16 protein-coding genes are annotated in these 17656 nt (G+C 65.3%); 4 read left to right on the top strand and 12 right to left on the bottom strand.

Going from position 1 to position 17656, the window contains the following annotated elements; all coding sequences use genetic code 11:
• The 3 genes from AAC071_RS08300 to AAC071_RS08290 form a co-directional block, all read right to left on the bottom strand.
• Positions 1–3141: an efflux RND transporter permease subunit gene (locus tag AAC071_RS08300; RefSeq protein WP_339831591.1), complete on the bottom strand. Its 3141-nt coding sequence runs from the start codon at positions 3139–3141 to the stop codon at positions 1–3.
• 19 nt (positions 3142–3160) lie between these two features.
• Entirely contained in the window at positions 3161–4234 is a 1074-nt protein-coding gene (locus AAC071_RS08295) for an efflux RND transporter periplasmic adaptor subunit (protein ID WP_339831590.1), read from the bottom strand.
• A 127-nt stretch (positions 4235–4361) separates the two neighbouring features.
• Positions 4362–6053, bottom strand: coding sequence for an iron ABC transporter permease (locus AAC071_RS08290; RefSeq protein ID WP_339831589.1), 1692 nt, complete (start codon positions 6051–6053; stop codon positions 4362–4364).
• Between the two features lie 128 nt (positions 6054–6181).
• On the opposite strand from AAC071_RS08290, the gene AAC071_RS08285 reads away from it, so the two are divergent.
• Positions 6182–7228 carry an ABC transporter ATP-binding protein gene (locus tag AAC071_RS08285; RefSeq protein WP_339831588.1) on the top strand — a complete coding sequence of 349 codons (1047 nt, stop codon included), beginning with the start codon at positions 6182–6184 and terminating at the stop codon, positions 7226–7228.
• A 111-nt stretch (positions 7229–7339) separates the two neighbouring features.
• Positions 7340–8383 carry a Fe(3+) ABC transporter substrate-binding protein gene (locus AAC071_RS08280; protein WP_339831587.1) on the top strand — a complete coding sequence of 348 codons (1044 nt, stop codon included), beginning with the start codon at positions 7340–7342 and terminating at the stop codon, positions 8381–8383.
• 3 nt (positions 8384–8386) lie between these two features.
• On the opposite strand, the gene AAC071_RS08275 is transcribed toward AAC071_RS08280, so the two are convergent.
• Both AAC071_RS08275 and AAC071_RS08270 read right to left on the bottom strand, forming a co-directional pair.
• The gene (locus AAC071_RS08275) at positions 8387–9847 is read right to left on the bottom strand and encodes a DASS family sodium-coupled anion symporter (RefSeq protein ID WP_339831585.1); all 1461 of its coding nucleotides are present in this window, start codon (positions 9845–9847) and stop codon (positions 8387–8389) included.
• A 69-nt stretch (positions 9848–9916) separates the two neighbouring features.
• Positions 9917–10570, bottom strand: a complete 654-nt coding sequence (locus tag AAC071_RS08270; protein WP_339831584.1) for a superoxide dismutase — start codon at positions 10568–10570, stop codon at positions 9917–9919.
• 251 nt (positions 10571–10821) lie between these two features.
• On the opposite strand from AAC071_RS08270, the gene AAC071_RS08265 reads away from it, so the two are divergent.
• Entirely contained in the window at positions 10822–11286 is a 465-nt protein-coding gene (locus tag AAC071_RS08265) for an Hsp20 family protein (protein WP_339831582.1), read from the top strand.
• A gap of 41 nt (positions 11287–11327) precedes the next feature.
• Positions 11328–11636 carry a DUF1150 domain-containing protein gene (locus tag AAC071_RS08260; protein WP_339831580.1) on the top strand — a complete coding sequence of 103 codons (309 nt, stop codon included), beginning with the start codon at positions 11328–11330 and terminating at the stop codon, positions 11634–11636.
• Positions 11637–11729: 93 nt separating this feature from the next.
• On the opposite strand, the gene ptsN is transcribed toward AAC071_RS08260, so the two are convergent.
• The 7 genes from ptsN to AAC071_RS08225 form a co-directional block, all read right to left on the bottom strand.
• Entirely contained in the window at positions 11730–12194 is a 465-nt protein-coding gene (gene ptsN, locus AAC071_RS08255) for a PTS IIA-like nitrogen regulatory protein PtsN (RefSeq protein WP_339831697.1), read from the bottom strand.
• Between the two features lie 115 nt (positions 12195–12309).
• Positions 12310–12891 (bottom strand): ribosome-associated translation inhibitor RaiA, encoded by a 582-nt coding sequence (gene raiA, locus AAC071_RS08250; RefSeq protein ID WP_339831578.1) that lies wholly within the window; start codon positions 12889–12891, stop codon positions 12310–12312.
• Positions 12892–13147: 256 nt separating this feature from the next.
• Positions 13148–14686 (bottom strand): RNA polymerase factor sigma-54, encoded by a 1539-nt coding sequence (gene rpoN / locus AAC071_RS08245; protein WP_339831576.1) that lies wholly within the window; start codon positions 14684–14686, stop codon positions 13148–13150.
• A 20-nt stretch (positions 14687–14706) separates the two neighbouring features.
• Entirely contained in the window at positions 14707–15498 is a 792-nt protein-coding gene (gene lptB, locus AAC071_RS08240) for an LPS export ABC transporter ATP-binding protein (RefSeq protein WP_339831575.1), read from the bottom strand.
• Positions 15499–15592: 94 nt separating this feature from the next.
• Positions 15593–16150 (bottom strand): lipopolysaccharide transport periplasmic protein LptA, encoded by a 558-nt coding sequence (gene lptA / locus AAC071_RS08235; RefSeq protein WP_339831574.1) that lies wholly within the window; start codon positions 16148–16150, stop codon positions 15593–15595.
• 22 nt (positions 16151–16172) lie between these two features.
• Positions 16173–16889: an LPS export ABC transporter periplasmic protein LptC gene (gene lptC, locus AAC071_RS08230; protein ID WP_339831572.1), complete on the bottom strand. Its 717-nt coding sequence runs from the start codon at positions 16887–16889 to the stop codon at positions 16173–16175.
• 118 nt (positions 16890–17007) lie between these two features.
• The gene (locus AAC071_RS08225) at positions 17008–17619 is read right to left on the bottom strand and encodes a ribonuclease H-like domain-containing protein (protein ID WP_339831570.1); all 612 of its coding nucleotides are present in this window, start codon (positions 17617–17619) and stop codon (positions 17008–17010) included.
• Positions 17620–17656 lie beyond the last annotated feature (37 nt).

Genomic DNA, 17656 nt, shown 5'->3' with positions numbered 1-17656 from the left:
CTATTCCGCTCCTTCCATCGGTCGCGGTCGCTGCATGGCACCCTCAAGCCGCTCGATCTCGGCGTCGAGCCGGCGCCGCGTGTCGCTCGGCGATCCGGTGCCGCGGGCCAGTGCCTGATAGGCGACCGGCACCACGAACAGGGTGAATATGGTCGTGGCGATGACACCGGAAAAGATGACGACGCCGATCGCGGTCCGGGTCTCGGCGCCGGCGCCGAAGGAGAGGATCAGGGCTACCGACCCCGCAATGGTGGTGATCGCCGTCATCAGGATCGGGCGCAGGCGAATGGCAGAAGCCTCGATCAGCGCCTCGCCGAAGGCCCGCCCTTCGTCGCGCAGCTGGTTGGCGAATTCGACGATCAGGATGCCGTTCTTGGCGGCAAGGCCGACCAGCATGATCAGTCCGATCTGCGTGTAGAGATTGATCGTGCCGCCGGAGATCCAGATGCCGAACAACCCGCCGGTAATGGCCAGCGGCACCGTCAGGATGATGACGACCGGGTGCACGAAGCTTTCGAACTGCGCGGCCAGGACCAGAAAGACGACGACCAGACCGAGCACGAAGATGAAGCCGAGCGCGCCGCCCGCGCGCATGAAGTCGAGCGACTGGCCGCGATAGTCGATGGCGACATTCGGCGGCAGATGCGTGCGGGCAAGGTCGCGCATATGTGCCAGCGCCGCGCCGAGCGTATAGCCGTCGGCCAGATTGGCGTCGATGGTAATGGCGCGCATGCGGTTGTAGCGGTTGAGGCTTGCCGGACCGGCCGCCTCCGTCACCGTGACGAGGTTGGCCAGCGGGATCAACTCGCCCGTCCGCTCCGAGCGAACGAAGATGTTGCTCATGTCGCTCGGCGTGCGCTGGGCGGAGCGCTCGCCCTCCAGAATGACGTCATATTCCTCACCGCCAGCCGCGAAGGTCGTTACCCGGCGCGAGCCGAACATCGTCTCGAGCGTCCGGCCGATATTCCCGACCGTAACGCCCAGATCGCCGGCATTGTTGCGGTCGATCTCGATGCGAAGCTGGGGCTTCGTTTCCTGGTAGTCGTGGTCGATATTGATCAGGCCGGGATTATCGGCCTCGATTGCGGCGATCAGCGTGTCGCGCCATTCGCGAAGCTCCTCGTAGGAGCCGCCGCCGATCACGAACTGGACCGGCTTGACGGCGCCGCGACCGAAGCCCTGCCGCATCATCGGCGAGGCGGTCACGCCGGGCAGGTCGGCAAGGCGGGCGCGCACATCCGCCATGATGTCCCAGGCCGAACGCCTTTCGCTCCAGTCGGCAAGCACGACGACGGCAATGCCCGTGTTGAAACTCGACAGATTGCCGAAGCTGCGCGGGGCGCGGACCAGCAGGCGGTTGATCTCGCCGCTCTCGACCAGCGGCATCAGCCGGTCCTCGATCTCGTCCATGTACTCCTCGATATAGTTGAACGAGGCGCCTTCCGGTCCGTTGACGAGGACGAAGAAGATGCCGCGATCCTCGCGCGGCGCATATTCGGATGGAATGACGATGAAGAGACCGAGCGCGGTGATCACGAGACCCCCAAAGACCGCCACCGTGATTGACGGCCGACCCAATGCGCGCGCCAGGGCCTCGCGATAGCGCGTCTTCAGCCGTTCGAAGGCTGCGTCGACCGCAATGTTGAAGCGGGAGTGATTGGACGTTGGGCGGAGAATTTTAGACGACAGCATTGGCGACAGGCTGAGTGCGACCAGGCTGGAAAAGGCAACAGCCGCTGCCATGGTGATGGCGAACTCCGAGAACAGCCGCCCGATCGCCCCTTCAATAAAGGCCAGCGGCACAAAGACCGAAATCAGCACCACCGTGGTCGCAATGACGGCGAAACCCACCTGCCGCGCGCCGCGATAGGCGGCAACGAGCGGGGTCTCGCCCTCCTCCATGCGGCGATAGATGTTTTCGAGCACCACGATCGTGTCGTCGACGACCAGTCCGATGGCCAGCACCAGCGCCAGCAGCGTCAGCAGATTGACCGAGAAGCCGAGCGCGAACAGAACCAGAAAGGGTGCAATCAGCGAGACCGGCACGGTGACGGCCGGCACCAGCGTCGCCCGCGCGCTGCCCAGGAAAACGTAGATCGTGAGGATGACGAGGCCGATTGCGATGAAGAGCGTCTTGTAGACTTCGCTGACCGCGCCTTCGATGAAGACGCTGGTGTCGTAGCTGCGGCGGATCTCCATCCCCTCGGGCAGACCCGGTGCAAGGCGGTCGGCCTCGGCCTTGGCCGCGCGTGCCACCGTCAGCGTATTGGCCTGGGATTGCTTGATGATGCCGATGCCGACCATCGGTATCCGGTTGCCGCGAAAGAAGGTCCGTTCTTCGGCCGCCGCGCGCTCGACCCGGGCGACATCGCCGAGCCGCACCAGATACCCGTCGCTACCCTGGCCGAGAACGAGCTGACGGAAATCATCCTCGCTGCGAAACCCGCGCTCGACACGTGCGGTGAACTGACGCTGCACCGATTCGATGCTGCCGGCCGGCAACTCGACATTCTCCGAGATCAATGCCTGTTCGACATCGCCGGCGGTCAGGCCGCGCGCCGCCAGCGCCGTCCGGTCGAGCCAGATTCGCATCGAATAGCTGCGCGCACCGCTCAGGCGCACGCGGGCGACACCGTCCTGCGTCGAGAAGCGGTCGACGAGGTGGCGTTCGACATAGTCGGTCAGTTCCAGCATCGACATGCGGTCGCTGACGACATTGAGCCACATGATGACGTCATCGCTCGAATCGGCCTTCTGGATGTCCGGCGGATCGGCCTCGACCGGCAGCATGTCGAGTATGCCCGACACGCGATCGCGGATGTCGTTGGCCGCCGCATCGATATCGCGTTCCGGATTGAACTCGATGGTGATGCGCGAACGCCCGTCCGTGCTTGAGGACTGCACGAAGGAAATGCCTTCGATGCCCGCGATGCGCTCCTCGATGACCTCGGTGATGCGCGTCTCGACCACGGCCGCGGCGGCACCGCGATAATCGGTGGTGATCGAGACGATCGGCGGATCGATGTCGGGGTATTCGCGCAAGGGCAGGCGGTCGAAGGCGACGAGACCGAACGCCACAAGCAGCATGCTGATGACGGCGGCAAAGACGGGCCGAGTAACCGAAACGTCGGAGAGTTTCATGGCTTCCGTCCCTCACATCCTACTGGACGACCGTCGTGCCGAGCCGCCCGAGCGTCTGTTCCGGTGTTTCTTCCTTGACGATATTGACTGTCATGCCGTCGCGCACCTGCATCGTGCCATGCGTGACGACGAGTTCGCCGCGTTCGAGCCCGCTCACCACCTCGACGGCGCCGGGTCGTCGCCCGCCGGTTTCGATTTCGCGCCGTTCGGCGATGCCGGTATCGCGGTCGATGACGAATACAAAATTCCGTATGCCCGATGGCACCAGCGCCTCCTCCGGGATCACGATCGAGTCGCGTGGATTCTTCAGCAGCCGGACGGTCATCAGCAGACCCGGCTTCAGCGCATGGTCCTCGTTGGCAATGAAGGCGCGCGCGGTGATAGACCGCGTCACGCGGTCGACCTGCGTGGCGACGCTGCGTACCGTGCCGCGAAACTCCTTCTCCGGCAACGCGGTCGTCGTCGCGCGGATTTCGAGTCCTGGCCGTATATTGGCCAGATAGGCGGCGGGCACCGTGAAGTCGAGCTTGATCGGATCGAGATCGTCGAGCGTCGTAATCACGCTGCCGGGCGTTACCAGCGTACCGGGGCTGATATTGCGCAGACCTATCACGCCGTCGAAGGGCGCGCGGATCTCGCGGTCGTCGAGCCGCGCTCTGGCACCGTCGCGATTGGCTTCGGCCTCACGCAACGCCGCGCGCCGTTCATCGAGTTGCGCGGTGGTCGTGTACTGGCGGCTTTCGAGCTCGCGCGCGCGGTTGTAGGCGGTCTGCCGCTCGCTCAGAATGGCTTCCGCAGCCTCCAGCGCCGCGCGTTGCTCTTCACGCCGCAAAAGGACCAGGACCTGATCCTTCTCGACCTGCTGTCCGTCCTCGAAAAGAATCTCGACCACCTTGTCCGAGACATTGGCGGTGATGGTGACGCTTTCATTGGCGAAGGTGGTCCCGAGCGCTTCGACCTGGTCGACAAAACGGTCGATGATGGCCGGCGCCACGATCACGTTCTGCAACCTTTCCTGCGCCGCCGCGGCCGAAAGACCTGCGGTTGCAAACGCAGCGGAGAGAAGCATGGCGGCAGGCATCGACAGACGCATGGAAGCTCCGGTTCGCGGGCGAGAAGGAAACGAATGATCGCGTCATCATCCGGTTGAATTGTGACAGCAGGTCAAGTTTGGCCGACGGGGCGGCGATTTCAAGCAAGACCGGCGGTTTTCGGACCGTTCAGGCGGCCGAAGGCGTCACATTTGCGTGTGCGGTTTCAGTCATGACGGGCGGCGCGGGCGGCCGGATGCCCGATCGCGCGATCGAAAGGCTGAGCAGGATCGTTGGAATGAGCCCGAGCGCGACAATGGTCAGGGCCGCTGTCGACGCCTCGGCCAGCCGCTCGTCGGAGGCGAGTCGATAGGTTCGCGTCGCCAGCGTTTCGAAATTGAAGGGGCGCAGCAGCAGCGTGGCGGGCAGTTCCTTCATCACGTCGATGAACACCAGCAGGGCAGCGCTGGCGAGTGCGCCGCGCAGCAACGGAATGTGAATGGCGCCGAGGACGCGCCCGGGCGACGCGCCGAGACTGCGGCCGGCGGCATCGAGCGCGGGATGAATCTTCTCCAGTCCGCTGTGACAGGCATTGAAGGCGGCGGTCAGAAAACGGGCGACATAGGCAAAAACCAGTCCCGCCGCCGAGCCGGTAATCAGCAGGCCCGGCGAAAAGCCGAGATGCGTTTCGGCAAGACCGGAGAGCGCCCGGTCGATATCGGTGGTCAGTGTCAGGATGCCGATGGCGATCATCGCGCCCGGCAGCGCGTAGCCAAGCGTCGCCAGCCGGATCGAAATCCGGTTGAAGGGCGTCGGGTGCAGCCTTTCGCCATAAGCCAGCAGCAGCGCCAGCGCGGTTGCGATCGCAGCGGCGATGCCCGCGACGAAGAGACTGTTCGAGGCAAAATCGAGAAAACTGCGTCCGAGCAGCGGATCGCCCGCGCTCAATGCATAGCGCAGAAGAACGATGGCGGGCAGGACGAAACCGAGAATGACCGGCAGCGCGCAAGCGGCGCTGGCCGCCCATGCCCGGCCGCCTCTGAGTGATGCCGGTCGTGCCGCCATGTCGCGCGCCAGCGGATTGGCGATACGGCCGCGCCGGCTCACCATCTCGATCATGACAAGCGCCAGTGCGAAGAGAAACAGCCAGGCGGCGATCTGGGCCGCTGCCAGGCCGTCGCCGAGACTGAACCAGGTGCGGAAAATGCCGGTGGTCAGTGTCGGCACGGCGAAATAGTCGACGACGCCGAAATCGGAAATCGTTTCCATCAGCGCCAGCGCCAGGCCGCCGGCGATCGCCGGTCGCGCGCAGGGCAGCGCGACGCGGAAGAAGGCGCGCCAAGGCCGCGCGCCGAGCATGCGCGCCGCTTCGAACAGCGCCGCCGACTGGCGCTGAAAGGCGGTGCGGGCGAGCAGATAGACATAGGGATAGAGGACGAGGCTCAGCATGATCGCCGCACCCGGCAGCGACCGGATATTGGGAAAACTGTAGTCGCCGCCGCTCCAGCCGGTCAGCGCGCGCAGGCCCGTCTGCACCGGGCCGGCAAAGGCCAGCAGGTCGGTATAGACATAGGCGATGATATAGGCCGGCGTTGCCAGCGGCAGCACCAGCGCCCAGTTGAACAGGCGCTGCCCCGGAAAACGCGTTGAAACGACGAGCCATGCCGTGCCGACGCCGATCGTGCCGGCCATCAGCGCGACCAGCAGCATCAGCCACAGCGTGTTGGTCACATAGCCCGGCAGCACCGTGGCGCGCAGATGCGCCCAGTTTTCGCTGGCCGGCAAGGCGAGGCTGGCCAGCACCGTCAGCGACGGCGCCAGCAGCACCAGTGCAATCGCAAGTGCCCCCAGCGTCCAGCCCGAAGCGACACGACGTCTCATCCCGGCGGAAATCCGATCTTTTTCCGTGACTGCCATGCGGCCTTTGTGACAAATACCGCTCTCTGCGGCAAAGTAATTTTGCTACGCATTTGCAAGAGTTTCGCGGCAAAGGGCATGGTAAGGCAGGCATGACGCTGGCGTTCCGCAATGTCGGACACAGATATGGTGCGCTTCAGGTGCTGTCCGGCGTCTCGCTGGAGGCGCGCGCGGGCGAGATTCTCTGCCTTCTGGGGCCTTCGGGCAGCGGCAAGACGACGCTGTTGCGGCTGGCCGCGGGGCTTGAGCTGCTGCAGGAAGGAACGATCGAACTGGATGGCGCCGTGCTGGCGATGCCGCATCGTGCGCTGCCGCCCGAGAAACGGCCCTTCGGTATGGTTTTCCAGGACAATGCGCTTTTTCCGCATCTGACGGTGGCCGAGAATATCGCCTTCGGCATCAACCGCCGCCCGAAGGAGGAACAGGCCCGCATCATTGCGCAAAGGCTTGCCGCCGTTGGCCTTTCCGGCTTCGAACCGCGCTACCCGCATACCCTGTCGGGCGGCCAGCAGCAGCGCGTCGCGCTGGCCCGCGCGCTGGCGCCGGAACCGGCCGCGATGCTGCTCGACGAACCCTTTGCCAGCGTCGATGTCACGCGCCGCCGCAGCCTGCGCGAGGAAGCGCGCCGTGCGCTGAAAGATGCTGGCGTTATTACACTTGTCGTCACCCACGACCCGATGGAGGCGATGGAAATCGCCGACCGGATCGCGGTGATGGAGAGCGGCCGCATTGCCCAATGCGCGACCCCGGCCGAACTCTATGCCCATCCCGCAAGTGCCCTTGTGGCCTCGCTTTTCGGCGAGGCGCAGCGCTTTCCGGCCACCGTGCTGGGCGGCGAGGCGGTGACCGCCTATGGCGCGGTGCCGGCGCCCGATTTCCGCGACGGCGCCGCCGCGGAGGTCATCGTGCGCCCCGAAGCGGTCCGGCTGGAACCGGCAGAAGGCGCCGAAAACACTTTCAGGATCAGTGACTTGCGCTTTCTGGGCCGGGACTGGCTGGTGCTGCTTTCGGCCGCCGCCGCGCCATCCCTGGAGCCGCTGCGGGCCCGCGTGCCCGAACTGGGCGGACTGAAGATCGGCGCCAGCGCGGCCGTCCGATTCGAGCCGCAAGGCAGCTTCATCTTCGCCGCCAGGTCCTGACTGTCATCAAACTGTCAAAAATCTGTCACATGACGTGATAGGTCCGCGAATGATAGTCGTTATCAACAGGGTCCGAACTCCGGACCGCCCCCTGGTCACTCTGGAGTGCACATGTCTCGTCTCCTTGCCGGTCTCCTTTGTCTCGGTCTTGTCCTGTCGGCCATGGTCGGGGCCCGCGCCGACACCCCTGGCGCGCCCGAAGCAGGCGAACTCAACATCTATTCGGCGCGGCACTACGACACCGACCTGGCGCTTTATGACCGCTTCACCGAAGAGACCGGCATCAGGATCAATCTGATCGAAGGCGACAGCGACGAGCTGATCGCGCGCATCGAACGCGAGGGCACGCACAGCCCGGCCGACCTGCTGATCACGGTCGATGCCGGCCGTCTCTGGCGTGCCGAGGAGAAGGGACTGTTCCAGACGGTCGAATCCGGAATTCTCGAGACGCGCATCCCCGAACATCTGCGCCATCCGGACGGATTGTGGTTCGGCCTCTCCAAGCGCGCCCGCATCATCATCTACAACAAGGCGCAGAGCCACCCCGAAAAGCTCGACACCTACGCCGATCTCGCCGACCCCGCCAATCGCGGCGCGGTCTGCATGCGCTCCTCCTCGAATATCTACAACCTGTCGCTGCTGGCCGCCCTGATCGAACATCAGGGTACGGAGGAAGCCGAGAATTGGGCCAAGGGCGTCGTCGCCAATTTCGCGCGCCCGCCCCAGGGAAACGACACCGCCAATATCCGCGCAGTGGCGGCCGGCGAATGCCGCATCTCGCTGGTCAATACCTATTATGTCGGCCGGCTGCTCGGCTCGGACAATCCCGAAGACCGCGCGGTGGCCGAAGCGATCGGTCTGGTCTTCCCCGATCAGCAAGGCCGCGGCACCCATGTCAATATCGGCGGCGCCGGCGTGCTGATCAATGCGCCCAACCGCGCCAATGCGGTGCGCTTCATCGAGTTCCTGACCGGCGACTGGGCGCAGCGCGCCTTCAGCGAACAGAACCACGAATATGCCGCCGTGCCGGGCATCGAGATCGACACGCCGCTCAACGCCTTCGGCCCGTTCCGGGAAGACACGCTGAACGCCGCCGCGCTGGGCCGCAACCAGCCCGAAGCGGTGCGCATCTTCGACCGGGCGGGGTGGAAGTAACGCTCAGCCCAGTAGCGGGAAGGCCAGGCCCAGCAACGCATAGGCCATCAGCGTCACCGTGACGATGGCGAAGATGTTGAGCCAGATGCCGGCCTTGGCCATTTGCGGGATCGTGACATGGCCGGCGCCGAAGACGACCGCATTGGGCGGCGTGGCAACCGGCAGCATGAAGGCGCAACTGGCGGCCAGCGCGGCCGGCGCGCAGAGCAGCAGCGGGTGGATGCCGGCGCCGACCGCGACGCCGGCGAGCAGCGGCACCATGGCGGCCGTCGTCGCGATATTGCTGGTCAGTTCGGTCAGGAAGACGATGGTCGCGACGATCAGCAGGATGACGAGGATCGCCGGCAGGCCCGCCGCCGCGCCGAGCCCGCCGGCAAGCCAGAGCGCCAGGCCGGTGGAACCGAAAGCGGCGGCAAGACTGAGACCGCCGCCGAACAGCAGCAACAGCCCGTAGGGCACGCGGCTCGCATGCTCCCAGTTGAGGGCGGGCTTGCCGCCGCCGGCCGGGATGATGAAAAGCACCAGCGCCGCGAGGATCGCGATGACGGTGTCCGACAGATTCGGAACGAGTGTCGCGATCAGCGGCTGCGCGATCCAGGCGGCGGCCGCGCAGAAGAAGACGGCGGCGACGGTCTTTTCAGGGCGCCGGATCGGACCGAGATCGTCCAGCGCCCGGCCGAGCGTCGCGGCGACGCCTTCGATCGGCTTCGGGTCGAGCGGGAAGGCCAGCCGCGTCAGCGTGAGCCAGCAGCAGGCGAGCATCACCAGCGACAGCGGCAGCGCGAAGACCATCCATTGCGCAAAGCCGATCTCGAGCCCGTGCTCCTGCGCCATGTAGCCGGCAAGGAAGGCATTGGGCGGCGTGCCGATCAGGGTCGCGATGCCGCCGATGCTGGCGCCATAGGCGACCGCCAGCAGCAGCGCCACATCGAGCCCGCCGCGCGGCGCATGGCGGCCGTCATCGGCCACCGTGATCGCGATCACCGACATCGCAATCGGCACCATCATCACCGCGGTGGCGGTGTTCGAGACCCACATCGAGAGGAAGGCGGCCGTCAGCATGAAGCCGCCGACAAGCTGGCGGGCGCCGGTGCCGGTACGCGCCAGCACATGCAGCGCGATGCGCTGATGCAGCCCCGTCGCCTGCATCGCGGCCGCGATCAGGAAGCCGCCGAGAAACAGGAAGATGATCGGATTGGCATAAGGCGCGGCCGCCGCGCCGATGCCGGCAATGTCGAGCAGCGGAAAGCCGACCAGCGGCATCAGACCGGTGGCATAGACGGGGATCGCCTCGGTGACCCACCAGATCGCCATCAGCGCGACCAGCGCCGCCAGCCGCCAGCCCTCGGGCGACAGCCCGTCGGGCGCCGGCAGCGCCAGCATCAGACCGGCAATGGCGAGCCCCGCGACAATGGCTTTGGGATTATAGGAGACGCGCTCCGCCTCGATCGTCTCCGTCTCCACGCACCATCCCCCGTTCGCCGCCTTCAGCCGGCGCACAGTCTGTCAAATGCGGCGGCGCCGACCAAGCGGCTATTTGACCAGAAATTTTCCCGCCGGGACATCGCTGCCGGGATCGAGCGAAGCGATCGAGGCCAGATTGGCCGCCGCGAAATCCCAGTCGACCAGATGATCGAAGAAGGTGTCGATATGGGCGCCGCGCGCGTTGCGGTGGTCGAGATAATAGGCATGCTCCCAGAGGTCGACGGTCAGCAGCGGCACTTCCTCATTGTCGGCGACCGGCGTTTCGGCATTGGGTGTCGCATAGACGCCGAGCCGGCCGCCCGCGCCGGCAACGAGCCAGCAATAGCCCGAGCCGAACTGGCCAAGCGATGCGTCCAGGAAGGTCTGCCGGAATTTCGCGTAATCGCCGAAATCGCTCTCGATCTGCGCCGCCAATGCGCCATTGGGCCGGCCGCCACCCATGGGCGACATCGAGCGCCAGTAGAAGTCGTGATTCCAGACCTGCGCTGCATTGTTGAAAAGGGTTCTTTGCGCGCGGTCGCCCGCTAGCTGGCGGATGAGCGGCACGAGAGAGAGATCGGCGAGCGCGGTTCCGTCGACCAGCCGGTTGACCGTGTCGACATAGCCCCTGTGATGCTTGCCATAGTGAAAGGCCAGCGTCTCGGCGGACATATGGGGCGCGAGCGCGTCCTCGGCATAGGGAAGGGGAGAGAGTTCGAGCATGGCCTGCGTGACTTTCGTTTTGTGGCGTTTTCCGGCGCCCCCGCCTGCGACCGTCCCTTGTCGCGCGCAGGTGCGGCGATTTGATGACGCCGGGCCGTCGCCGCTGCGGCTGTACCGGAAAATCGGCGGAATCCGGCAGGTTTTGCCGCCTGCTTGCAACGCAAAAGGCGAATCCCCACATAATAACCAACGGCGCCACAAGGGCCGGACGACAAAGTCGCTTTGCAGACAGGGCTTTGGAGACGATACGCATGATTCAGTTCAACAGCCCGTTCCTGCTGGGCTTCGAGCAGATGGAGCGATTGCTGGAGCGGGCCGCCAAGGGCTCGGACGGCTATCCGCCCTACAATGTCGAGCAGTTGAGCGCGACGGCGGGCGAGGCGTTGCGGATCACGCTGGCGGTTGCCGGATTTTCGCGCGACGAACTGAGCGTCACGGTCGAGAACAGCGAACTGGTCATTCGCGGCCGGCAGCGCGAAGAGGACGATCGTACCTATCTGCATCGCGGCATCGCAGCGCGCCAGTTCCAGCGCGCTTTCGTGCTGGCCGACGGCATGCAGGTAATGGGCGCCCGGCTTGAAAACGGATTGCTGAAGATCGATCTCGAACGACCCGAGCCGCGGAAAAGCGTCATCAAGGTCGAGATCGCCGAGGAAAGGCCGGCGGCGGGCCGCCGGCAGGCGCCGGAGGCGCATCGCGCCGCTGCGACGGAGTAACCCCCTCGCTTCGTTGAAGGAGGTGGAAAGGAGTGAAGAAAATGCGCAATGAAACCGACAATGAGTTTGCCACCGACGGCGACCCGAACACCGGCTGGGGCACGGAGGATCTCCGCGCCCTGACACCCGAGATGTTCGCCAATGTCGGCGTGCCCAACATCGTCTATGTGCGCGAGGTGCTGGCCGGCGAGATCGAAAGCGAGATCGGCGACGAGTTGAATCTGCCGGCCGACACGCGACTTTACGCGGTGCATGCGGCCAATGGCGTGCGCATGGCCGTGCTCGACGATCGCGACGCAGCCTTTGCCGGCGCGCGCCAGTACGACCTGGAACCGCTCAGCGTGCATTGAGGGAACAGCCACCGCAGGTGATGTCCCGCTCTTTCTACCCGACAAAAAGCCCCGCTCGCGAGAGCGGGGCTTTTGATTTTCATGCGGATGGAATCAGGCGGCGCTGGTGGCGGCCGGTTCGGTCAGGATGGCGAAAAGCGCGGCGGCATCGTCGGAGGCACGCAGCTTTTCGACCACGGCCGGATTGCGCAGCAGGCGCGAAATCCGCGCCAGCGCCTTGAGATGGTCGGCGCCCGCCGATTCCGGCGCCAGCAGCAGGAACATCAGATCGACCGGCTGATCGTCGACCGATTCGAAATCGATCGGTGTGTCGAGCCGCGCGAAGAGCCCGTGCAACCGGTCGAGCTCGCCGAGCTTGCCATGCGGAATGGCGATGCCCTGTCCGACGCCGGTCGAGCCGAGACGCTCGCGTTCCAGCAAGGTTTCGAAAATGGCGCGCTCCGAAAGGCCTGTCAGTTTCGCCGCGCGTTCGGCGAGTTCCTGCAGTGCCTGCTTTTTGCTGGTGACCTTGAGGTGGGCGATGACCCCCTCCGGCTGCACCAGATCTTCAAGCTCCATGATCCGGATCCTGTTTTGCGGGGCGGCGGCAACGGCGCGCGGCGTCATGCGGCGTGCATGAGGCGCGGTCGTCATCCGGGAAGCCCCGGCTATGGTCGGGTTCGCTTTCAGTTCGTCAAGCCTTTGCCGTATCGCGGCCGGTGTCGATCCAGCCGATATTGCCGTCGCCGCGGCGATAGACCAGGTTGAGGCCGCCATCGGCCCTGGTGCGGAAAATGACCACCGGCACGTCGCCGAGATCCATCTGCATCACCGCATCGCCGACCGAGAAGACGGGAACGGCGGTCGTGCCCTCGGCGATGATGACGGGCTGCGCGTCTTCCGGCACTTCCTCGTGCTCGTCGCCCGCCTCGATGACGAAGGAGGGGAAGCTCTCGGCCGGGAGCGTCGCCTTGTTGTTGTGATTGTGGTTCTTCAGCCGGCGCTTGTAGCGGCGCAGCCGCTTTTCGAGGCGCTCCAGCGCCGCGTCGAAGGAAGCATAGACCTCGTTGGCCGCGCCCTGGGCGTTGACGCGCATGCCCGACGCCAGATGCGCCGAGGCATCGGCGCGGAATTCGTGGCCCTGCTTGCTGAAGGTGACCTGACCGTCCACCGGGCGGTCGAAATATTTTGCCACCGCCGCCTGAAGGCGCTCGGTCGCATGGGCGCGGAGCGCATCTCCGACATCGAGATGATGGCCGCTGACCTGAACCTGCATGAAAGACCTTTCCGGGTCGCTACGCTACAAACGACGGCTGCTGCCTGATGGGGTTGCCCGGACCCGGCGCGTTCCGGAAACCCTGTGCCCCGTGTCCACCGCCTCGCCCCGGAAATGCTCCGGGGGTCTTTTGAGCGAGGGGAAACTAGTGGCCTGCATCGTGGGTGTCAACCGGATGCCGGAACGGGACGGAAACCCCTTCTCTTTCAACAATATACAGGCTGTTTGCGGCGTTCCCGAAGGGCTTTTTCCCGACTCAGGCATAGGCCTTTTTTTCGCGCCGGCGCTGCACCGAGGAAGGAATGTTGAGCGCTTCCCGGTACTTGGCGACCGTGCGCCGGGCGATATCGACGCCCTGGCCCTTCAGGATGTCGACGATATTGTCGTCGGACAGCACCGCATCGGCGCGTTCGCGATCGATCAGCTCCTTGATGCGGTGACGCACGGCCTCGGCCGAATGCGCCGCGCCGCCTTCCGACGATGCGATCGAGGAGGTGAAGAAATACTTCAGCTCGAAAATGCCGCGCGGCGTGGCGATGTACTTGTTGGCGGTGACACGGCTGACCGTCGATTCATGCATCGAGATCGCCTCGGCGATGGTCTTGAGGTTCAAGGGCTTGAGATGCTGCACGCCATGCACCAGAAAACCGTCCTGCTGGCGCACGATCTCGGAGGCGACCTTGAGGATGGTGCGCGCCCGCTGGTCGAGGCTCTTGACCAGCCAGTTGGCATTGTTGAGGCATTCCGACAGATAGGCCTTTGCCTTGGGGTCGTTCGAGAACTGGCTGACCTCGGCGTAATATTGCTGGTTGATCAGCACGCGCGGCAGCGTTTCGGTGTTGAGTTCGACTGCCCAGCCGCCATCGGAGCGCGCGCGCACGAAGACGTCGGGAATGACCGGCACCACCGGCTCGCCGCCAAACGCGAGGCCCGGTTTCGGGTTGCAGCTGCGGATATCCTCGATCATCGAGGCGATGTCGTCGCGGTCGGCGCCGGTCAGCTTCATCAGCATGTCGAAATCGCGCCGCGCGAAAAGTTCGAGATTGTCGAGAAAGGCCTGCATGGCCGGGTCGAGCCGGTTGTGTTCGGCCAGCTGCAGCGCCAGGCATTCCTTGAGATTGCGGGCGCAGATGCCGGTCGGCTCGAAGGTCTGCAGCACGCCGAGCACCGCCTCGATATCCTCGACATCGACGCCGAGCCGTTCGGCCGCCTCGGCAATGTCCGCGGTCATGTAGCCGGCCTCGTTGACCTGGTCGATCAGGAAGGCCGCGATCATGCGGTCGCCCGGCGTCTTCAGCGCCATGTTCATCTGGTCGGTCAGATGTTCGGCCAGCGTCGCCTCGCGGGTCAGCGTCGCCGCGAAATCGTAATCGCCATCCCCGCCGCCGCCGCCGCCGCTGGTGCGCATGTTCTGCCAGTCGGAACCCTGCGCGCCCGGCGTCTCTGCCGCGGCCGCATTGTTCTGCGCGTCGGCACGCGCCTCGTCGGCATAGACATTGTCGTAATCGGTATCGAGATCGCCGCCGCGGTCGGGAAGCGGCCCGTCATCGGCGAGCGTCAACGAGGTCTCGGCGGTCGTCACCTGTTCGTGAGTTTCGGCCGGCGTCTCGCGCTCGCTCGCGCGGTCGGCTTCGGCAACGCCGTTTTCCAGCAGCGGATTGCGCTCGAGTTCCTGGTCGACATATTCGGCGAGTTCGAGATTGGAGAGCTGCAGCAGCTTGATCGCCTGCTGGAGCTGCGGCGTCATGACCAGGGATTGTCCCTGGCGCATCTCGAGTCGCGGTGCCAGCGCCATGATCCGTGCCGCCTCCCCGCCTACAGACTGAACCGCTCGCCGAGATAGAGCCGGCGCACATCCTCGTTGCCCACGATGGCGGAAGGTTCGCCCTCCATGAGCACCGCGCCGTCATGAATGATGACGGCATGGTCGATGAGTTCCAGCGTCTCGCGAACATTGTGGTCGGTGATCAGCACGCCGATGCCGCGATCCTTGAGATGCGCGACGAGATCGCGAATATCGCCGATGGCGATCGGATCAATGCCGGCAAAGGGCTCGTCGAGCAGCATGAAGGAGGGCTGCGTGGCCAGCGCCCGGGCGATCTCGACGCGCCGCCGCTCGCCGCCCGAAAGCGCAATGGACGGCGTGCGACGGAGATGCGTGATCGAGAATTCGGCCAGCAGGTCGTCGAGTTCGGCCTCGCGCCGGTCGCGGTCGGGTTCGACCACCTCAAGCACCGCGCGGATGTTCTGCTCGACGGTCATGCCGCGAAAGATCGAGGCTTCCTGCGGCAGATAGCCGACCCCGCGCCGCGCGCGGCGATACATCGGCAGATTGGTCACGTCCTGCCCGTCGAGCAGGATCGTGCCATAATCCGGCTGAATAAGACCGGTGATCATGTAGAAGACGGTCGTCTTGCCGGCGCCGTTGGGGCCCAGAAGGCCGACGGCCTCGCCGCGCTGGACATGGAAGCTGACGCTGCGCACGACCGGCCGCCCCTTGAAGCTCTTGCCGATCTTCTCGACAGAAAGCCCCGGATTGTCGGCGACCAGAAGCGGACGCGCGTCTGCGCCCCCCGCCTCTTTGCCCAGCCCCGTTTCACCCGTCATAGGGTCCCCACTTCATTAATCGATGCCATCAAACGGTACTTGGCATTAAAATTGTATGAAGTGAAGCGATTAACCAAGCCCTTTCGGCCCGGTATCAGTCTCCGCCGGGGTGAAACAGCCCGCGAACCCGGCCCGTTCCGCCAGTTTCGGACGGGGTGCCACCGGCCACGCGGGCCTTGCCGCTGTCGAGATCGACATGGAGTCGCGCGCCGCGGATAACGTTTTCGCCCTGGCGCAGCAGGACGTTGTCCCCCATCTCGATCTGCCGGCTTTCGACCTTGTAATCGGCCCAATCGCCGCTGGCCGACTGGTCGTCGGGCGCTGTCATATGGACCTTGCCGGTCGCGCGGATACGTTCGATGCCCGAACCGCCGCCGGCCCGGCTCGAGGCGTAGAAGACCACCAGCCGGTCGGCCCGCATCCGGACCTCGCCCTGTGTCACCAGCACATTGCCGGTGAAAGTGGCGCTTTGTCTGGCATCCTCGACTTCGAGCGCATCGGCCTCGATTTCGATCGGCTGTTTGGGATCATTGGCGAACCCGCCGCCGACCAGACCCGACGATTGCGCCGCTGCCGGCGCGCTGCCGAGCCCCATGGCGACCAGCAGCGCAAGCCCGGCAAGCGCCGCCCGCCGCCCTGCGGCAGCCTTCATCCCCCCAGTCCTCGCCCTCATGTCAGTCCCCCTCGCTCGGCCGATCGGGATGGATCAGCAATTTCACCCGGCCCTCGAAGCGCATGACACGCCCCGTATGATCGGCCGTCATGCGGTCGGCACGCAAGGTGCCAAGCGGGCCTTCGCCCGTGACTTCGTGGTCGCTGGTCACGGTGCCCGCCTCGAAATCGACGGTGGCCCGGCTGCCATGAAAGGCGTAGCCCTGCGCCGTGGCGATGTCGATCGTTTCTGTCAGTTCGAGCGTCTGGCTTTCGGAGTCGAGAAGTCCGCCCGCTGCCGTCAGCGTGATCCATTCGCTTTCCATGCCAGCGGCCTCGTCGCGCTTCATTTCGGCGCTGATATTCTCCAGCACCACGAAATTGGGCCGGTTGGCGTCCTGCGTCGCATTGTCGGCGCTGATGACATAGGGACGACCCTCGCGCGTCACGCCGGCAATGCGCGGACTGACCATCCGAAGGTCGTCCGGCCGCGTCTCGATTTCGCGAAAGGCGACATCGAGCCGGTCGTCGCTCTCGAAGACACCCGAATAGGAGAGGATGACCGCCAGCAGCGCGATCGCGCCGAGCGGCAGGGCCACCTTCATCAGCGTCACGAAATAGCTGTAGCGGCTTTGCGGCCGCGCCGGACCGCGCGGCCGCGGATAGGCGCCCGCGGCGCGCGCCGGCCGCAACCGGGTCGCTCCTTCGCCGGTCTCGGTCTCGCCGGACCCCTGGCTCATACGTATCTGCTCCACATCGCCCGAGCCCGAAGCCCCGCCGGGTTGCAAGTATGCGCGTCAGCGCCGCACAGCGTCAACGAAGGGTGCGGACGTGCCGTTCCTGCGGGCCGTTGCCGGATCAATGCGCGAAAATATCCTCTTCGGGCCAGCCCGCGAGATCGAGCGCGGCACGGACCGGAAGGAAGGCAAAGCAGGCCTTGGCGAGCTCCGTGCGGCCTTCGCGGGCCAGCATGTCGTCGAGGATGGTCTTGATTTCGTGCAGGTGGAGAACATCGGAGGCGGCATAGGCCAGTTGCGCCTCGCTGAGCGTTTCGGCGCCCCAGTCGGAGCTTTGCTGCTGCTTCGACATGTCGACATTGACCAGTTCGCGCGCCAGATCCTTCAGCCCGTGCCGGTCGGTATAGGTGCGCACCAGCTTCGAGGCGATTTTGGTGCAATAGACCGGCGCGGTGACGACGCCGAGATGGCGCTGGATCGTCGCAACGTCGAAGCGGGCAAAATGGAAAATCTTCAGGACCGACGCATCGCCCATCAGCGCCCGCAGATTGGGTGCGCGATAGGTGCCGCGATCGAGCTGGACGATATGGGCGTTGCCGTCACCCGCCGACAGCTGCACGACGCAGAGCGGGTCGCGCGCGGGATTGAGGCCCATCGTCTCGGTGTCGACGGCGACGCTGCTGCCGAAGGCCAGGCCGTCCGGCAGATCGCCCTTGTGCAGCGTGACCGCCATGTACTGGCTCCGCTTGGCCCCGAAGGGCGGGCAGCGG

The sequence above is a fragment of the uncultured Parvibaculum sp. genome (assembly GCF_963975745.1).
Lineage (GTDB): Bacteria > Pseudomonadota > Alphaproteobacteria > Parvibaculales > Parvibaculaceae > Parvibaculum.
This window is presented reverse-complemented; position numbering and strand designations above follow the sequence as displayed.

Coding starts and splice junctions, on each gene's coding strand:
- AAC071_RS08290 (WP_339831589.1), bottom strand. CDS start 6,053: ATGAGACGTCGTGTCGCTTCGGGCTGGACGCTGGGGGCACTTGCGATT.
- AAC071_RS08280 (WP_339831587.1), top strand. CDS start 7,340: ATGTCTCGTCTCCTTGCCGGTCTCCTTTGTCTCGGTCTTGTCCTGTCG.
- lptB (WP_339831575.1), bottom strand. CDS start 15,498: ATGACGGGTGAAACGGGGCTGGGCAAAGAGGCGGGGGGCGCAGACGCG.
- AAC071_RS08295 (WP_339831590.1), bottom strand. CDS start 4,234: ATGCGTCTGTCGATGCCTGCCGCCATGCTTCTCTCCGCTGCGTTTGCA.
- AAC071_RS08260 (WP_339831580.1), top strand. CDS start 11,328: ATGCGCAATGAAACCGACAATGAGTTTGCCACCGACGGCGACCCGAAC.
- AAC071_RS08265 (WP_339831582.1), top strand. CDS start 10,822: ATGATTCAGTTCAACAGCCCGTTCCTGCTGGGCTTCGAGCAGATGGAG.
- raiA (WP_339831578.1), bottom strand. CDS start 12,891: ATGCAGGTTCAGGTCAGCGGCCATCATCTCGATGTCGGAGATGCGCTC.
- AAC071_RS08270 (WP_339831584.1), bottom strand. CDS start 10,570: ATGCTCGAACTCTCTCCCCTTCCCTATGCCGAGGACGCGCTCGCGCCC.
- AAC071_RS08225 (WP_339831570.1), bottom strand. CDS start 17,619: ATGGCGGTCACGCTGCACAAGGGCGATCTGCCGGACGGCCTGGCCTTC.
- lptC (WP_339831572.1), bottom strand. CDS start 16,889: ATGAGCCAGGGGTCCGGCGAGACCGAGACCGGCGAAGGAGCGACCCGG.
- lptA (WP_339831574.1), bottom strand. CDS start 16,150: ATGAAGGCTGCCGCAGGGCGGCGGGCGGCGCTTGCCGGGCTTGCGCTG.
- AAC071_RS08300 (WP_339831591.1), bottom strand. CDS start 3,141: ATGAAACTCTCCGACGTTTCGGTTACTCGGCCCGTCTTTGCCGCCGTC.
- AAC071_RS08285 (WP_339831588.1), top strand. CDS start 6,182: ATGACGCTGGCGTTCCGCAATGTCGGACACAGATATGGTGCGCTTCAG.
- rpoN (WP_339831576.1), bottom strand. CDS start 14,686: ATGGCGCTGGCACCGCGACTCGAGATGCGCCAGGGACAATCCCTGGTC.
- ptsN (WP_339831697.1), bottom strand. CDS start 12,194: ATGGAGCTTGAAGATCTGGTGCAGCCGGAGGGGGTCATCGCCCACCTC.